The following is a 16,080-nucleotide window of genomic DNA, read 5'->3' as shown; positions in this document are numbered from 1 at the left end:
CCACACGGGCCTTAGGGTGCCAGCCGGATCTGGGCCATTTCCCGGATTTTAATGTGGGAGCGAGCCTGCTCGCGAAGGCGTTTCGGTTATCGCGTGCGGGAGCGGGTAAGTGCCAGCAGGCATCCGCCCACGAGCAACGCCGCGCTAGCGACCCACAGCGGTGATGCCTGGGCTTTGGCCGAGCGCCAGCCGCCTTCGACGCGACGCACGCCGCCGGGTGGATTGAACAGGTTGCCGGACGAAGTTGCCGCCGCCGGACTGCGGTTGAATCCCCATCGCGTCAGCCAGCCCGATAGCTGCGGGAAGCCCGGCAGTACGAAGTGCGCAGCCCGCGCCAGTGTGGCTGCGGCGCCGACGGTGGTGCTGGGTTTCGGATGGAGTGCGCAGTGGACCATCGCTCGGGCTACCCGGTGCGGGTCGTAAACGGGAGGCGGGGGCTTGAGCGCGTGGCCGGTAAAATTGGCGCCATCGCGAAAGCCCGGGGTGTCGATCACCGCTGGATAAATATCGCATACGTGAATGTCCGGGCAGCCGCTCAGTTCACCGCGCAGCGCTTCGGTCAAACCGCGCAAGCCGTACTTGCTCGCCGAGTACGCGGCCGCGTACGGCTGCGCCACCCAACTGCCCAGCGACAAGGTGTTGATCAAAACGCCTTGCTTCTGCGCCTTGAAATACGGCCACACCACATAAGCGCCGCGCAGATAACCGAGCAAGTCGGTCTGCAGCACTTGCTCATGCACGTCGAGCGGCGTCTGCTCGAAGCTGCCCACTGCGCCGACCCCGGCGTTGTTGATCCAGATGTCAATCCGGCCATCGCCAAACTCGGCTGCCTGGCTTGCCAGCGCCTGCATTTGCGCGCTGTCGGTGACATCGGTGCGGACCGCCAGCGCCGCCGCGCCGCGTGCGACACATTCGTCGACCACCTCGGCGAGGGCGACCTCGTCGCGCGCAGCCAGGACCAGCCTGGCCTGTTCGTCGGCGAACGCTTGCGCAGCGGCGCGACCGATGCCGCTGGAGGCTCCGGTGATCACCACGAGCTTGCCGGACAGTCGCGTTTTACGCTGTTGATTCGGTGGCAAATCATCGCGGCTGGGCGGCACCGCAGCCTCCGGTTCGGCTGTGGTCGGGTAGGGAATTTCATTGAGCGCAAGGCGCTGACCGTCACCGAGCGTCAGCGCCAGGTCCTCGATCTGGCCGACGCGTCGGTCGGGGTAGATCGGTTCGCCGGTCGGGTCGAGCTGGTCGTAAATGAAATCCTGGCCTTCGAGCCAGCCCACGGCCGTCTGCAATTCCGGGCCGAGGTAATATTTGCCATCGAGAAAAAAACCGGGGAACTGCGGCGCACGTTCAACGCTTTCAATGGCATAGCACGTCCCCGGCTTCATGCCGGTTGCTGGGGCGATCATGGGGCATTCCTCCACGGTTGGTTGGGCGCCGCACACCGGGCGCACAGCGTTGTTCCACCGGCATGAGGTGCGGCTGTGCGCCCTCACGATGCGCACCGAACGTCAGGGTGAGATCGGATCGCTGGCGGGAAAGGTTTCCTCGACCGCTTCGTCGAGTTTCGAATCGCTGACGCTACGCTCGCCCAGCTTCACGCTTCGTTCGCAGTGGCAATCGGCGGCCGGGCAGGGCTGCCCATCCGGGTGCAGATCGGCGCAGGCCTGGCTGCAAAAGCGCTTGCCGTCACGCTCGAATGCGCTGTCGCTGGGACAGCGGCACGTGCATTCCGGACACGCACAGCCAGAGTTTGGCGGGTCGGTTGACATGAGGACCTCCTGATAAGCCGGTTCGGCGGTTTGCTCAAAACGGCAGGGGAGCGAGGCTCCCCTGCAACCGGCGCATCAGCTATTGCTGTTGCGCCCACCCCCATGGCTGTTTTCGCCGCCCTTGCGTCCGGCCTCGGATGCTTTTTCACGGTCATTGGCGAAGTTGCCGCCGCTGTTCTGGCCGCCTTTGCTGCCGGCTTCGGCTGCGCGTTGCGGATCATTTTTGAAGTTGCCGCCACTGTTCTGGCCGCCCTTGCTGCCGGCTTCGGCTGCACGTTCGGGATCGTTCTTGAAGTTGCCACCACTGTTTTGGCCACCTTTGCTGCCAATCTCTTGGTAGAACTCTTTGTCATGGGAAGCCGAAGTGGCTTCGCCACCTTTTTTACCCGCTTCGTTAACCGACATGCCGCCTTGTTTATCTTGTGCCATTTCAACTTACCTCATGTTTGTATGGGCAAAAAGTCGAACTTTGAGTGCTATAAAGATAGCGCCCTTGTTGTTCGCCAAGTGCCATGAAGTTGCGTGTTGCCGTTTTGCTTATAACGGTTGTCGCCAAGTTGTTTTATTGCTGCATAACTGTCTTGCCGTTTGTCTGAGCAGGAAGGTCATGGTTGGCGACGGGCTGGTTACGTTGCCAGCAGTGGCGGCGCAACTCACCACGTTGCATCCGCTACCACCCCATGACCGGGTTCTGCCTATGACCTGTCAGCCATTGATCGCAAAGGGCAGCCAGGCTGCCCCGGTTTCCCTTGCTCAGGATTTGCGACCACCGCCGTGGCTGTTCTGGCCTCCTTTACGACCGGCTTCGGATGCTTTCTCCCGGTCGTTGGCAAAGTTGCCGCCGGAGGCCTGACCGCCTTTTTTGCCCGCCTCGGATGCTTTCTCGCGATCGTTGGCGAAGTTACCCGGATTTTTATTACCAGTAGTCATGATAGTTCTCCAATATCGATTGACGTTTCGCTAGTTGTCCGTTTGTTGCTGCGGACAATTATTCCGATAACGCGACGGTGAGAAACGTTTGAAGATTTTTTATCAGACCCGATGAACGGTATCGGTTGCAGAGAAACTTATACAGCGCACCGAATTCGCTGCCGCTTCGTATAATTTTTTTGATATTAAAATGCTGCTGTCAATGTTATCGCCGCTTCGCTTAATTAACCTTTTGTCGGCACAGGTGACGCTCGGGTGGGGGCGGCAGAGTTGCAGTGCTAGTGTTTTGTGAACGCCCAATGGTCGGGCGTTATAAGCAACTATGAAAGATGAACGGGGGCAACAGCCATGACTGAGAAACATCGAAGCGAGCACTCTTTCGCCGATGATCCGCAGAAGATCAAAGGCGCAGGCAAAAAAGGTGACCCCACGGCCAACGTCAAGCTGGATCGAGCGGAGAAGGCCCGCGTTGGCGGGCAACACAGCCACGGCGGTAGCCGAGCGGGCAAGGGTGATTGACGCGGCGTGCCCTTTGGCGCCTCAACCCGCCGCGGTTTCCTCAAGCAACAGCGCGGTCACCCGTGACAAGGCCGAGCGGGTACCGTGCTGCTTGAGGGCCTGATTGAACACAGCCAGTTGCCGGTCGGCGCTGGTGCCCTCGGCGATGAGGTTGCTGGCGTGTTCGAACAGCAAGGGCATACGCAACTGCCTGGCCGTTTCGGCAAATTGCAGTTGAGCCATCCCTAACCATTGTTCAGCGGTGCACTCGGTGCCGCTGCCCGGCACGATGAACCTGCCATGGATACCAAAGCGTTTGGCGCGCCAGTGGTTCTCTTCCAGTATCGCCCGCGCGCGCAGGTCATAAGTCGCGCCGGGTTGCGCTTGTTCCATGGCGTGGGTGACCAGTACGCGGAACAACCCGGCGAGCGTCAGCGCATCCTCCACCCGCGGGCAGGCGTCGGTCATGCGTAACTCAAGCGTCGGGTAACGCACGGCGGGACGGATGCCCCACCAGCATTCGCTCGGTTGATGAATCGTGCCGATCTCGCTGAGAAACGCGATGTGCCCGTCGTAGTCGCGCTGATCGACAAACATCGGCGGCACGCCCATGCGCGGCCACTCGCCGCAGGCCACTTGTCGATAACTCATGAAACCGCTGTCGGCGCCGTCCCACAGCGCAGAGGAACAACTCAACGCCAGCAGCAGCGGCGTCCACGGCAACACTTGGTTCATTACCTGGATGCGATCGAACGGCGGCGGCACTTCGACGTGCACGTGCAGGCCCGACAGCACGCTGCGCCGCGCAACGTGGCCGTAGTCCTGGAACAGCTGGATAAAGTGCGCTTCGGCGGTGGGCACCTGATCGCGCCAATCCGCCAGCGGATGACTGCCCGCGCAAAGCAGCCCGAGCCCGAAAGGCTCAAGTGCTGCGCTCAGGGTCTGGCGTGCGCCGCGCAGATAGTCGCTGGCCTGACTGAAATCGGTGAACACTGGTGAGGCCACTTCAATCTGGCCCTGAAACATCTCGCTGGCGAATGCGTCTCCCATGGCCGCCTTGCACGCCTCAATCGCCTCGGCTGGAGGACGGCCGACCATCTCGCGGCTGTGCAGGTCGGTGATGAAATATTCTTCTTCGATACCGAATCGTGGATCGCTCATGGGAGGGCTCGCAAGGCTGGAGGGCTGGGCAATGGCGGTCAGTGATAGTCGTTGCCGGCAATGGCGCGCAGGTAGGCCTGATCCGCCTCGATGCGCAAATCGCGCCACTCGCTCCAGGTGACGATGCCGCGCCGATCCATTTCATCGCACTGACGCAGCAACTCTTCGTGATAGCGGTCCGGGCACTCCATGCGCAGGGCCTGATCGTCCAGGGTCTGGTGCCAGGTGTCGAGCGCCTGCAAGCGCGTAACCTGGGCCGCCGTGAGCAGATGTTTGAAGGCATTCATGGTGTCGGCTCCTGGGGTGTTTTCACTGGGAGCCGCGCGCCTCGTCAGTGGTTCAAAGCAAGTGACCAGGCGCAGCGGAGCGGGCCGTTTCGCTTGTTCGGCAGTTCCAACCATTTGTCTTGAAGCGTGATTTTTTTTGAAATTTCCTCAGCGCCCGTGCTTCACAACAGGGTAGGCCGTTGTTTAACCGTGGACAGCGCCGCGCTCAACTCAAGACTGAGGAGATTTGTCATGTTTCTACATAACAAGCGACTTCAATACACCGTTCGTGTTGCCGAGCCCAACCCGGGCCTGGCCAACCTGCTGCTTGAACAGTTCGGCGGTGCGCAAGGCGAACTGGCGGCGGCATCGCGCTATTTCACCCAGGCCCTGTCCGAGGACGATCCGGGACGCAAGGATTTGCTGATGGACATCGCCACCGAAGAGCTCAGCCATCTGGAGGTCATCGGTTCGATCATCGTCATGCTCAACAAGGGCGCCAAAGGCCGGATGGCCGAGGGTGTGGAGGAGGAGGGTGAGTTGTATCGCTCGCTCAACGGCGCGGGCAACGATTCGCACATCACCAGCCTGCTCTATGGCGCCGGCTCGCCACTGACCAACTCGGCTGGCGTGCCCTGGACGGCGGCCTACATCGACACGATTGGCGAGCCTACCGCGGACATGCGTTCCAACATTGCCGCTGAAGCACGGGCGAAGATTGTTTATGAGCGCTTGATGAACGTGACGGATGACCCGGGCGTGAAAGAAGCCTTGGGTTTTCTCATGACCCGGGAAATCGCTCACCAGTTGTCGTTCGAAAAAGCCCTGCATGCGATCCAGCCCAACTTCCCTCAAGGCAAGCTGCCCGGCATGCCTGAATTCACCAACGTTTACTTCAACATGTCGCAAGGCACCGAAAGCATGCGCGGCCCATGGAACCAGGGCGATGATTGGGAATTTGTCGAAAACCCAACACCGGCCGTGGATGGCGGAGACGGGTTGGCCACGGTGCAACTGGACAGCGCTGACGAGGCGCTGCTGGAAAACATGAAAATGCGGACCATGTCCGACCCCAACAGCGAGCCGGTCACCGGTGCGGATCTGGGTTCCGGCACACAGGCCAAACCCGCCCTGTGACCACGCTGAAACCGCAGGCATCGCTGCGGTGTGCCGGGCGCGTCGGCACAAGCGGGCGCCCCGGCCGATCACTGTGAACTCATCAAGAAGAGGATTCGATAATGGCTACTCCACAGGAAAACCTGCTCGACTGGTTGCGTGACGCCCACGCCATGGAGCAACAGGCTGAGCAGATGCTCAAGGCGCAATCCAAGCGTCTGGAACATTATCCGCAGCTCAAGGCGCGCATCGACCAGCACATCGAGGAAACCCTGGGCCAGCAGAAACTGATCGACGAATGCCTGCGACGTCTGGGCGGTGAGGCGTCGACCATGAAGGACCTGGGCGGCAAACTCATGGCCTTCGGTCAGGCAGTCGGCGGCACCTTGATGAGCGATGAAGTGATCAAGGGCGCCATGGCCGGATACGTTTTCGAGAACATGGAAATCGCCAGCTACACGGTGCTGATCGCCGCGGCGCAAGCGGCGGGCGATACCCAGACGCAAAAAGCCTGCGAGACGATTCTGCCGCAGGAAGTCGCCATGGCGCAGTGGTTGCTCGATCATCTGCCGCAACTCACCGAAGCGTTCCTGCAACGCTCGGCCGATCCCGACAAGGAAGCCAAGAAGTAGCGTTGTACCCTGGCGTCCGTTCCTCCCGGGACGGACGCCGCCCCCTTTCTCAACGGCTGTCGCGCGGTTGCCGCTCGATAACCTCCGGTTGTAAATCGCCACAACGGTCCAGGTGATAGCGCTGCAAATCACGGGCGAGAATCAAGTGTCCGTGATAGTGGGCCGCCGCTTCCTGACGAACGTCTTCAATCGACGGACTCAACGCGGGGTTGGCCTGATAGCGCGCACTGAAATGCGTCAACACCAGATTACGCACGCCGACGGTTTCGGCGAAGCCGGCAATTGCGGCGGCGCTGCTGTGCCCGTAGCTGGCGCGGGTGCGGTCGATGGCCGCTTGCACGAACGTCGCTTCGTGCACCAGCACATCGGCGCCGACGGCCACTTCGGCAAGGCGTTCCGGCTGGTCGTTATCACCGCAGACAATGATCCGTCGCGCCGGCCGCGCGCTGAGCAAATAGTCTTGCGCGCGCAACCAGCGCCCGGCGTATTCGACATCCTGACCATGGGCCAGTTGGCCCCAGAGCGGCCCGCGCTCGATCCCGTCGGCGGCCAGCCGCTGTACATCCAGACGCGGCTCGGGATCAGTCTCGGTGAAGACATACCCGTGGCACGGCACACGGTGGGACAGCTCGACGGTGGTCACCTGCACGTTGCGATGGCGCCAGTCGCCGAGGGTCTCGACGGCGTGCAGGTGGATTTCGAACGGCAGGTGCGAGTGGGTGACGGCGAGGCTGAGCCGCAGCCACGGGTGCAGCGCGGCCGGCAGGATCACGTCCAGCGGCCGGGTGCGCCCGGACATGCCGGCGCTGGCCAGCAAGCCCGGTAGACCGAGGCAGTGATCGGCATGCACATGGGTAATGAAAACGGCGCGCAACTCGCTCAGCGATAACGGCGTGCGCAGCACTTGATGCTGGGTGCCTTCCCCGCAATCGATCAGGTACCAGCCCCTGCCCGCGGCTTCGAGCAGGGCGGTGGCGCTGACGTTGCGCTGGCGTGTCGGAACGCCGGCAGAGGTGCCAAGAAACAACAAGTCCACGTCGGTTCTCCATGAAGGGGGGCGGGTGATGCTTGCGCCAACAGCGGCGTGGCGGTGTTTCTGCAAGCGTCTGTCTGCCGTTCGACAACCCGGGCGCCTGTTCGGATCAACACAACATCCATTATCCGACGACGATGCAGGTCGCGGGGCGATCAGCGGTTTCGCCTGTAACGCCAGCAAGCGGCACTCCGGCTGCCGCTTGCGGTCACAACGACACGTGAGCGATATACAAGGAGATTGCCTTGCGCAAACAGCCAAAGCCGGTTCTGAACAGTGCCGATGTGGCCAGTCTTTCGCACAACAGAAAAGGCCTGTTCTTCGCGGCAGTGCAAGTCAGCCGCACGGCCATGATTGTCACCGATCCCGGGCAACCGGATAACCCCATCGTGTTCGCCAATGAAGCGTTCGCCGAGCTGACGGGCTTCGCCCAGGACGAGGTGGTGGGGCGCAACTGTCGCTTTCTGCAGGGTGAGCAAACCGACAGGGCGGTGTTGCAGCGGGTCCGGGAAGCCCTGGAAAACCAGCATGAAATCTGCGTCGAAGTGCTCAACTACCGCAAGGATGGCTCGACGTTCTGGAACGAACTGTTCATAACGCCGATATTCAACGAACACGGCAAACTGGTGTATTTCTTCGCGTCGCAACTGGACGTCAGCCGCCGCCGCGATGCCGAGAACGGCTTGCGCTACGTGCAGAGCATGGAAGCGCTGGGGCAACTGACGGGCGGCATCGCCCACGACTTCAACAACTTGCTGCAGGTCATGATCGGCTACATCGACTTGATCCAGCACACCGCCAAACGCCCGAGCGCCGACCCGCAACGCATTGTCATGGGCGCCGGCCACGCACGCGCCGCTGCTGAAAAGGCCCGGCTGCTGACGCAACACCTGCTGGCGTTTTCGCGCCGGCAACGGCTCGAAGGCCGGGTGATCAACCTCAACGCGTTGCTCGAACGAGCAGCCGTCGCCGGCCTGGACGCGCCCGAGCTGGAGCCGTGTTTCGACTTTGCCGGCGACCTGTGGAACTGCCGTCTCGACCCGGCCCAGACCGAGATGGCGTTGAACCATTTGCTGTCGAATGCACAGGACTCGTTGCACGGCCATAGCCAGCCATTGATCACGGTGCAGACCCGCAACGTCACGGTGTCGACGCCAGTGTACGACGAGCAAAACCCGGGCCTTGCCCCGGGGCGCTACGTCAGCATCGCAGTGATTGATAACGGCGTCGGGATCCCGCACGAGGATCTCGACAAGGTGATGACGCCGTTCTTTACCACCAAGGAAGAAGGCAGTGGCCGTGGCCTCGGCCTGGCGATGGTGTACGGTTTCGCCAAGCAGTCCGGCGGGGTCGCGCGCATCGAATCGACGCCGGGCGTGGGCACGGCGGTGCGGTTGTATTTCCCTGCCGATGACAGTCAGGTCTGGGTCGAAGATCAGAGTGTCGACGGCGCAAGGCTGAGCGGCACCGAGCGCATCCTGATTGTCGAGGACCGCAAAGAGGTTGCGGAGCTGGCCGAAGTGATGCTTGCCGATTACGGCTATCGCAGCGTCATTGTCCACGACGCCGCCGAGGCGCTGGCACTGCTGCAAACCACGCGCTTCGATCTGGTCTTCAGCGATCTGGTCATGCCCGGGTCGATGAATGGCGCGGCCCTGGCCCGTGAAATCGATCGCTTGTACCCCGCGACGCGCATCCTGCTTACCTCAGGCTATTCGCAAGACTCGCTGGAGCGCAGCGACGTTGGCGGCGAGGAGTTCGAGCTGATCGCCAAACCTTACCGTCCCGGTGAACTGGCGCGAAAAATTCGCGCGGTGCTCGACGCACCGAGCAAGCCCGGCTGAATTTTTTCCGTTGATCCGGCCCTAACTTCTGAGCGCTCGGGACAGGCCCGAGGCATCACGCAAGGAGTCAAGGCATGTCGCAGACCCCGACGGACCCGGCACGGGCCGCGTACAGTGCAGAGGAACACGAAGATACCCAGGCGTTGTTACAGCGCTTGCTGATGGCGCGCGGCCCCGGGGGCCAGGAAGACGAGGTGCGGGCGATCTGCCAGGCGCACCTGATGCGCTATTGCGACCAGACCTGGACCGATCCGGCCGGCAACGTCATCGGCCTGCTCAAGGGCCATCAGCCCGACCCGGAGTCCCGGCAGGCGGTGCGCATCATGGGGCACATGGACGAGATCGCCATGGTGGTCAAACGTGTCGAGCCTGATGGCACGTTGCGCGTGGTTGCGCTCGGCGGTGCGAACCCGGTGAATTTCGGTGTCTGTCCTGTCGATATCCTCGGTGACAACCAGACGCTTGCCGGTGTGCTGTCGTTTGGCTCGATGCACGCGACCACGGGTTCGCCGCAAGGCCAGGATGTCATGAGCGGCGCGGTGCAATGGAAGGACGTGCATGTCATCACCCGCAGCGATCCGCAGGCCTTGCACCGGATGGGCGTGCGCCCCGGCACGCGGGTGGTCCTGAGCCAGCATTGGCGCGTGCCGTTTCGTGTCGGTGATGCGCTTGCCGCGCACTTTCTCGACGACCGGGCGCCGGTGGTCGCCATGCTGCAAGCCGTCGCGCAATTGAGCCAGCGTCGCGAGCAGTTGCCGTTCGATGCGTTTTTTGTGTTCACCACCCTGGAAGAAGAGAGCAACGCCGGCGCGATGTACGCCGCCGCGCATTTACCGGGAGACACGACGATCGCCGTCGAAGTGGGCCCGGTCATGAGCGAGTACGGCACGCAGCTGAGCGTCGATCCGATCATTGATACCGGCGATCAGAAGGGCTATTACTCGAGACAGGTGGTGATGGCGCTGGCCGATGCCGCCAGACGTTGCGGCTACGTGCCACAGTTCGCGTTACTGGTGGATTTCGCCTCCGACGCCAGTGCAGTCATGAGCGCCGGGATCAGCGCGCATGCCGGGTGCCTGGCGATACCGACGGAAAACACCCACGGTTTCGAGCTGGTGGTGGACGGCGCAATCGAAGCCTGCGCGGCGACGCTGGTGGCGTATCTGACTTCGGTGCAAAGCGACGCGGCAGGTTAGGGCGGCGTGGTGCCTGATTCTGCGCTTTTGGTTGCCCGTGTATCGCTGATAACCGATTTGCAGTCCAGCGAGAGCAAAGTGGCAGAGCGTGCAGTGGAACGAGTATTGGCCCGCGTTTGCAGGTAATCTTTCGCGTCATCGACAAAAACAAAACAGACAACAGGAGTCACTGATGCAACCGATTCGTCTCGGTCTGGTCGGCTACGGCAAGATTGCCCAGGATCAACACGTCCCCGCCATTCTCGCTAACCCGGCGTTCCGCTTGGTGTCCGTCGCCACTCAAGGCCAGCCTTGCCCCGGGGTGGAGAACTTCCAGTCACTGGGCGAATTGCTCGACAACGGCCCGGCAGTCGATGCGATCGCCTTCTGCACGCCACCGCAAGGACGCTTCGCGCTGGTCCGGCAAGCGCTGGCGGCGGGCAAGCACGTGCTGGTGGAAAAACCACCTTGCGCCACTTTGGGGGAGGCCATGGCTTTGGTCGGTCAGGTTGCGCAGCAAGGTGTCAGCGGCCTGTTTGCCTGGCATTCACGTTACGCGCCGGGCATCGCTGCTGCCCGTGACTGGCTCGCGACGCGCACCTTGCAAAGCGTGCAGATTGACTGGAAGGAAGACGTGCGCAAATGGCACCCGGGCCAGGCCTGGATCTGGCAGCCCGGTGGGCTGGGCGTATTCGATCCGGGCATCAATGCCTTGTCGATTGCCACGCACCTGCTGGCGCTGCCGCTGTTCGTCGCTGCTGCCGAACTGCGCGTGCCGAGCAACTGCCAGTCGCCGATTGCCGCGTCGATCAAAATGTCCGACGCGCAACAACTGGACGTACGTGCCGAGTTCGACTTCGACCACGGCCACGACGAACTCTGGAGCATCGAGATTCGTTGCCTTGAGGGCGTCCTGCGCCTGGACAACGGTGGTGCGCTGTTGAGCATCGACGGGGTGCGTCAGACCGTCTCGGAAGAAGGCGAGTACGCGGCGGTGTACCGTCATTTCCAGCAACTGATCGGCAACAAGGCCAGCGATCTGGATCTGCAGCCGTTGCGCCTTGTGGCGGACAGTTTTTTTGTCGGCAGCCGCGAACCGGTTGCGCCGTTTTACGACTGACAGGGTTGGGTAGAGGGCGGCGAGGGCGTAAACGCTTTCGCCGGCCATACCTCTTCGCTGGCCCTGCAAGCTTGAGCGCATTCGTCGCCGGGCACTGATTGAATTCGAACTCCGGCGCGGCAGGCGCCTCCATTCAAGTGAGGCGTTCGCGCTCCTCGCGCGAGACCGTAATCAGATCGGAGATTTCGACATGGACACTGATGAAAATGAAAACAGCGACGTGCCACTGCCGCCTGACGATGAAGCACCCGTCGACGAGGACATGGCGGATGTAGACGCGACCAATTCGGTGGCAACCGAGCATCCAAAGCCTGAATGATCGCTCGCTGCGGACACTGGGCTTACCACTGCGGTGAATGAGCCGGTCTCTTCGTGAGCAGGCTCACTCCCACAGGGATTTTGGTGGGTGATCAGGATGTGCGCCGCGCCGACGGACCTGTGGGAGCGGGCGGTCAGTTCCTTCTCCCCGCCGGCCGCGGCTAGGGTGAAGGGTTTTCCCTGGTATTCTGATGCAGTTCTGTCACCGACATCGTGAAGACCAGTTTCGATCGCCCGCGGTTGGCATACCCATGCGCCACGTCCGTCCGCGCTACCGCCGAACACCCAGGTCCGACAATCAGTTCAGCATCGCCCACCTTCAAATGCAGCGTGCCTTTCTCGACATGAAAAAGCTCTGTGGTGCCATGCGGATGCCCGGCTGAAGAGAACGACTCGCCGGGAAACAGCTCCCAGCGCCACAGCTCAAGCATGTTCGGGCCGCTGGTGCCGGCGAGCAGTCGCGCCGATCCGCCCAGCTCACCGGTCCACAGCGTCGGAATGTCCTGACTGTCGATCAGGTGCGCTGACGGCGTATCGGCGACGTTGACGAAGTCCGCCACGGACAACCCCAGCGCCGCCGCGATTTTGCACAGGGTCGCGATGCTCGGATTGGCCGAGCCTTTCTCGATCTCGACCACCATGCCTTTGCTCACGCCGGAGCGCCGCGACAGTTCGTCGAGCGTGATGCTCTGTTGTTTGCGCGCCTGTTTGAGCGTGCGGGAAACCGCGGCGCTGACGGTCTGGACATCGGCGCCGGCCTCGGTCGATATATTGACTTTATTGGTCATTGATCGCTAGCATCTTCGCAAATTCAGGTATGAGGGGGATTCTGGGATGCTGTCTGTCGTGCCGTCAATCGATCCGGCTGTTGCGCAACTGGCGCCGGGGTTCAGAGCGCTGAGTATTGTCGTGCAGGCCGCGCCGATTACTCAGGCTTATGTGGCGGGTGAAGCCCTGGCCCAGGCCTGCCAGAGTGTCGCCGCCGGTGGTCCGGCGTGGGCGCCTGCGCACTTGCAGGCCTGGGCCGATGTGTTCCGCCAGTTCGGCGCCAAGCCGCAGCGTACGCCCTGTTCGGCCGAAGCGCTGCGCAAGCGTGTGCTACGTGACGGCAACTTGCCGAGCATCGATCCGGTGGTCGATTTGTACAACGCCATCAGCCTCGAGTACGCGATTCCCGTGGGTGGCGAGAACGCTGAAGCTTACGTCGGCTCGCCGCGCCTGGTCGTCGCCGATGGCAGCGAGCCGTTCGATACGATGAAAGAAGGCCAGCCCGCGCATGAATTCCCGGACGCTGGCGAAGTGGTCTGGCGCGACGATCAGGGCGTGACCTGCCGGCGCTGGAACTGGCGCCAGGGCGTGCGAACCCGCCTCGATGCGCAGGCGCAGCAGATGTGGTTCATCCTCGAAAGCCTGCCGGCCATGCCGCTGGAAGCGCTGACCGAAGCCGGCGACAAGCTCATCGAAGGGTTGCAGCAGATGATGCCCGGCGCTGAAATCGAAAGCATGCTGATCGGGCCGGGGGCGCGTTAGGTCAACCGGCGTGCGAACCCGTTTCGTCAGCAGCAACGCGATTCCCCGTGGGAGCGGGCTTGCCCGCGAAGGTGGCGGCATATTCAACATCTTTGCTGACTGACCCACCGCTTTCGCGAGCAGGCTCACTCCTACAATGGTCCGTGTTGACCATTGATTTGGTGGTGCCACAAAACCCTTGTGGGAGTGGGCTTGCCCGCGAAGGCGGTGGCACATCCGACATCTTTGCTGACTGATCCACCGCTTTCGCGAGCAAGCTCGCTCCCACACTGTTGCGTGTTGACCATTGATTTGGTGGTGCCAAAAAAAACCTGTGGGAGTGGGCTTGCCCGCGAAGGCGGCGGCACATCCAACATCTTCGCTGACTGACCCACCGCTTTCGCGAGCAAGCTCGCTCCTACAATGGTCCGGGTTAATCATTGATCTCGTTTGTGGGGCAGGATCCCTGTGGGAGCGGGCTTGCCCGCGAAGGCAGCACATCCAACATCTTTGCTGACTGACCCACCGCTTTCGCGAGCAGGCTCGCTCCTACAATGGTCCGGGTTAATCAGTGATCTCGTTTGTGGGGCAGGATCCCTGTGGGAGCGGGCTTGCCCGCGAAGGCGGCGGCATATTCAGCGCCTTTATTGACTGACCCACCGCTTTCGCGAGCAAGCCCCACAATGTTCCGTGTTGACCATGATTTCGTGGTGCCACAAAACCCTGTGGGAGCGGGCTTGCCCGCGAAGGCGGCACATCCAACATCTTTGCTGACTGATCCACCGCTTTCGCGAGCAAGCCCGCTCCCACAGATTGACTCCCGGCCTCAGTAAGGGCTAGCCGTCGGGCGCACGATCAGTTCGCTGACGTCGACGTCCGCTGGTTGTTCGACGGCGTAGGCAATCGCCCGGGCGATGGCTTCGGCGGGGATGGCGATCTTGCGGAAGGACTGCATTTCAGCGCGGCCGCTTTCGTCGGAAATACTGTCGGCCAGTTCCGATTCGGTCACGCCCGGGGCGATGACGGTCACACGGATATCGCCGCCGACTTCCTGGCGCAAGCCTTCGGAAATGGCCCGGACCGCGTACTTGGTCGCGCAGTACACCGCAGCGGTGGGGCTGACCGCATAGGCGCCGATCGAGGCGATGTTGATGATCTGCCCGGCGCGCTGGCGCTGCATCAACGGCAGGGTGGCGGCGATGCCGTGGAGCACGCCACGGATGTTGACGTCGATCATGCGGTTCCACTCATCGACCTTCAGCGCGTCCAGCCGCGACAAGGGCATCACGCCAGCGTTGTTGACCAGCACATCGACGCGGCCGTAGTGCCCGACGGCATAATCGACAAAGCGCTGCACATCCTGCTGATCGGTGACATCCAGCGCCCGGAATTGCGCGTGGCCACCGGCGCTGTTGATTTCTTTAGCAATCACTGCCAGGCGCTCGGTGCGCCGCGCCCCCAGCACGACTTTGGCGCCACGGCTGGCGAGCAGGCGCGCGGTGGCTTCGCCGATGCCGCTGCTGGCGCCGGTAATCACGATCACTTTGTCTTGAATGTTCAGCATGATGTCATCCTCTTCAGTGTGCCCGGGAGTGGGCTTGAAAGAAGATTAAGCGGCCTGGCTCATGCCTTATTAATCGATTCCTCCACGGCATTTGCCCAATTCTGCTGCATCGCTTTCAGGCACTGCGCGGGGCATCGCGGTAGGCGCTCGGGGTGACGCCGACTTCGCGGCGGAACACTTGAGAGAAGTGGCTGGGGCTGGAATAGCCGACCTCCAGGCCAATGTCGATCACGTTGCGCGCAGTCTCTACCAACAGATGCCGAGCGCGGCCCATGCGCAGGCGGATGAAGTACTGCGAGGGCGATAAACCGGTGGCGCGTTTGAAGGTGCGGCTGAAATGGTAGTCGCTCAGCTCAGCGATGCCGGCTAAATGACTTAGGCTGAAATCCTCAGCCAGATTCACGTTCATGGCTTCGATCACCCGGCGCAGTTTGTAGGCGGGCAGGGCGTTGTCGCGACGGGGGTTGCTGTCCGGGTCCAGATAATGACGCAGCAGATGGATCGCCAACGCCTGGGCCAGACTGCGCACCAACAGTGCGCTGGGCTGGCGCTGCTCGGTCAGTTCGATGCGCAGCTGATTGAGAATAAAACTGACCTGCTCGTCACGCGCGCCGGACACATCGACAAACGTCACCGCGCCGGCCTGCTCGCCGAACGCTTCACGGGCCGCTTGTTCGATCAGGCCCAGACCGAGGTAAAGGTGCATCACTTCGAAGACTTCGCAGCCTTCGGTCTGCCAGCGCATTTCGTAGGGTTCGCGGGTGTTGGTCAGGAAAAAATCGCCCGCCGTGACCCGGCTCGCCTGCCATTCGCCGCCCAATGAACGTTCCTCGACCCGCGCGGTGCCGGCCAATACCAAAACCAGCAGCGGTTCGGCCACGCATGGCACGCGGATCGGCTCAAGCAAAGTCTGGTGGCGGAACAACTGCACCACCGCATCCTTGATTTGCGGCCGGGGAGTCGTCGTTTCCGCGACACCGGGCAGGTGCGCCGGCATGGCTTCGGCAGCGATGCGTGCGGGTTGGCTGACTGTCGGTGTTGCAGGACTGGCAGAGGGCACAGGACGCTCCATGAAAAGCTTCGGCTGCGGAAGATTTTTGAAGGTCAGGGCGGTTGAAAAACAAACGCCAGCGCAAAACTCCGAC

Annotated in this window: 18 protein-coding genes; 8 read left to right on the top strand and 10 right to left on the bottom strand. The window is 62.1% G+C overall.

The genetic code is table 11. From position 1 onward, the window contains the following. Positions 1–86 precede the first annotated feature (86 nt). From HU743_RS11660 to HU743_RS11645, 4 genes are all read right to left on the bottom strand, one after another. Entirely contained in the window at positions 87–1,406 is a 1,320-nt protein-coding gene (locus tag HU743_RS11660; protein ID WP_186648743.1) for an SDR family oxidoreductase, read from the bottom strand. A gap of 102 nt (positions 1,407–1,508) precedes the next feature. After that, complete coding sequence (locus tag HU743_RS11655; RefSeq protein WP_186648742.1) at positions 1,509–1,769, bottom strand: metallothionein; 261 nt, start codon at positions 1,767–1,769, stop codon at positions 1,509–1,511. Positions 1,770–1,844: 75 nt separating this feature from the next. Next, positions 1,845–2,198 carry a general stress protein gene (locus tag HU743_RS11650; RefSeq protein WP_186547943.1) on the bottom strand — a complete coding sequence of 118 codons (354 nt, stop codon included), beginning with the start codon at positions 2,196–2,198 and terminating at the stop codon, positions 1,845–1,847. Positions 2,199–2,522: 324 nt separating this feature from the next. Next, the gene (locus tag HU743_RS11645) at positions 2,523–2,699 is read right to left on the bottom strand and encodes a general stress protein (protein ID WP_039764047.1); all 177 of its coding nucleotides are present in this window, start codon (positions 2,697–2,699) and stop codon (positions 2,523–2,525) included. 348 nt (positions 2,700–3,047) lie between these two features. Between HU743_RS11645 and HU743_RS11640 the strand changes: the two genes are divergently transcribed. Next, positions 3,048–3,218, top strand: coding sequence for a general stress protein (locus HU743_RS11640; protein ID WP_186547941.1), 171 nt, complete (start codon positions 3,048–3,050; stop codon positions 3,216–3,218). A 21-nt stretch (positions 3,219–3,239) separates the two neighbouring features. On the opposite strand, the gene HU743_RS11635 is transcribed toward HU743_RS11640, so the two are convergent. Beyond that, positions 3,240–4,358, bottom strand: coding sequence for a carboxylate-amine ligase (locus tag HU743_RS11635; protein ID WP_186648741.1), 1,119 nt, complete (start codon positions 4,356–4,358; stop codon positions 3,240–3,242). A 38-nt stretch (positions 4,359–4,396) separates the two neighbouring features. Continuing rightward, positions 4,397–4,645 carry a hypothetical protein gene (locus tag HU743_RS11630; protein WP_186619355.1) on the bottom strand — a complete coding sequence of 83 codons (249 nt, stop codon included), beginning with the start codon at positions 4,643–4,645 and terminating at the stop codon, positions 4,397–4,399. A gap of 231 nt (positions 4,646–4,876) precedes the next feature. On the opposite strand from HU743_RS11630, the gene HU743_RS11625 reads away from it, so the two are divergent. Continuing rightward, complete coding sequence (locus HU743_RS11625; RefSeq protein ID WP_186547935.1) at positions 4,877–5,761, top strand: manganese catalase family protein; 885 nt, start codon at positions 4,877–4,879, stop codon at positions 5,759–5,761. A 101-nt stretch (positions 5,762–5,862) separates the two neighbouring features. Next, positions 5,863–6,372 carry a DUF892 family protein gene (locus tag HU743_RS11620; protein WP_186648740.1) on the top strand — a complete coding sequence of 170 codons (510 nt, stop codon included), beginning with the start codon at positions 5,863–5,865 and terminating at the stop codon, positions 6,370–6,372. A gap of 49 nt (positions 6,373–6,421) precedes the next feature. Here HU743_RS11620 and HU743_RS11615 read toward each other — a convergent pair whose 3' ends face one another. Beyond that, on the bottom strand, positions 6,422–7,408 hold the full coding sequence (locus tag HU743_RS11615) for a ribonuclease Z (RefSeq protein WP_186648738.1): 987 nt from the start codon (positions 7,406–7,408) through the stop codon (positions 6,422–6,424). Between the two features lie 242 nt (positions 7,409–7,650). On the opposite strand from HU743_RS11615, the gene HU743_RS11610 reads away from it, so the two are divergent. The 4 genes from HU743_RS11610 to HU743_RS27360 all read left to right on the top strand — a co-directional run bounded on the left by HU743_RS11610 (position 7,651) and on the right by HU743_RS27360 (position 11,863). Then, on the top strand, positions 7,651–9,249 hold the full coding sequence (locus tag HU743_RS11610) for a histidine kinase famiy protein (RefSeq protein ID WP_186648737.1): 1,599 nt from the start codon (positions 7,651–7,653) through the stop codon (positions 9,247–9,249). 161 nt (positions 9,250–9,410) lie between these two features. Further along, positions 9,411–10,445 (top strand): M20/M25/M40 family metallo-hydrolase, encoded by a 1,035-nt coding sequence (locus HU743_RS11605; RefSeq protein WP_238351729.1) that lies wholly within the window; start codon positions 9,411–9,413, stop codon positions 10,443–10,445. A 172-nt stretch (positions 10,446–10,617) separates the two neighbouring features. Continuing rightward, entirely contained in the window at positions 10,618–11,544 is a 927-nt protein-coding gene (locus HU743_RS11600; protein WP_186648735.1) for a Gfo/Idh/MocA family oxidoreductase, read from the top strand. A 190-nt stretch (positions 11,545–11,734) separates the two neighbouring features. Continuing rightward, on the top strand, positions 11,735–11,863 hold the full coding sequence (locus HU743_RS27360; RefSeq protein ID WP_264082156.1) for a hypothetical protein: 129 nt from the start codon (positions 11,735–11,737) through the stop codon (positions 11,861–11,863). Between the two features lie 160 nt (positions 11,864–12,023). Here the strand turns inward: HU743_RS27360 and HU743_RS11595 are convergent, their stop codons facing one another. Beyond that, entirely contained in the window at positions 12,024–12,650 is a 627-nt protein-coding gene (locus HU743_RS11595; RefSeq protein WP_186648734.1) for an XRE family transcriptional regulator, read from the bottom strand. A gap of 46 nt (positions 12,651–12,696) precedes the next feature. Here HU743_RS11595 and HU743_RS11590 point away from each other — a divergent pair, with 46 nt between their 5' ends. Then, positions 12,697–13,392 (top strand): B3/4 domain-containing protein, encoded by a 696-nt coding sequence (locus tag HU743_RS11590; RefSeq protein WP_186547921.1) that lies wholly within the window; start codon positions 12,697–12,699, stop codon positions 13,390–13,392. 805 nt (positions 13,393–14,197) lie between these two features. On the opposite strand, the gene HU743_RS11585 is transcribed toward HU743_RS11590, so the two are convergent. Further along, a complete protein-coding gene (locus HU743_RS11585) occupies positions 14,198–14,935 on the bottom strand; it encodes an SDR family oxidoreductase (protein ID WP_186648733.1) in 738 nt (245 codons plus the stop codon). Positions 14,936–15,050: 115 nt separating this feature from the next. Continuing rightward, a complete protein-coding gene (locus tag HU743_RS11580; RefSeq protein ID WP_186648746.1) occupies positions 15,051–15,932 on the bottom strand; it encodes an AraC family transcriptional regulator in 882 nt (293 codons plus the stop codon). Positions 15,933–16,080 lie beyond the last annotated feature (148 nt).

The organism is Pseudomonas sp. SWRI99, assembly GCF_014270125.1.
Lineage (GTDB): Bacteria > Pseudomonadota > Gammaproteobacteria > Pseudomonadales > Pseudomonadaceae > Aquipseudomonas > Aquipseudomonas hamedanensis.
This window is presented reverse-complemented; position numbering and strand designations above follow the sequence as displayed.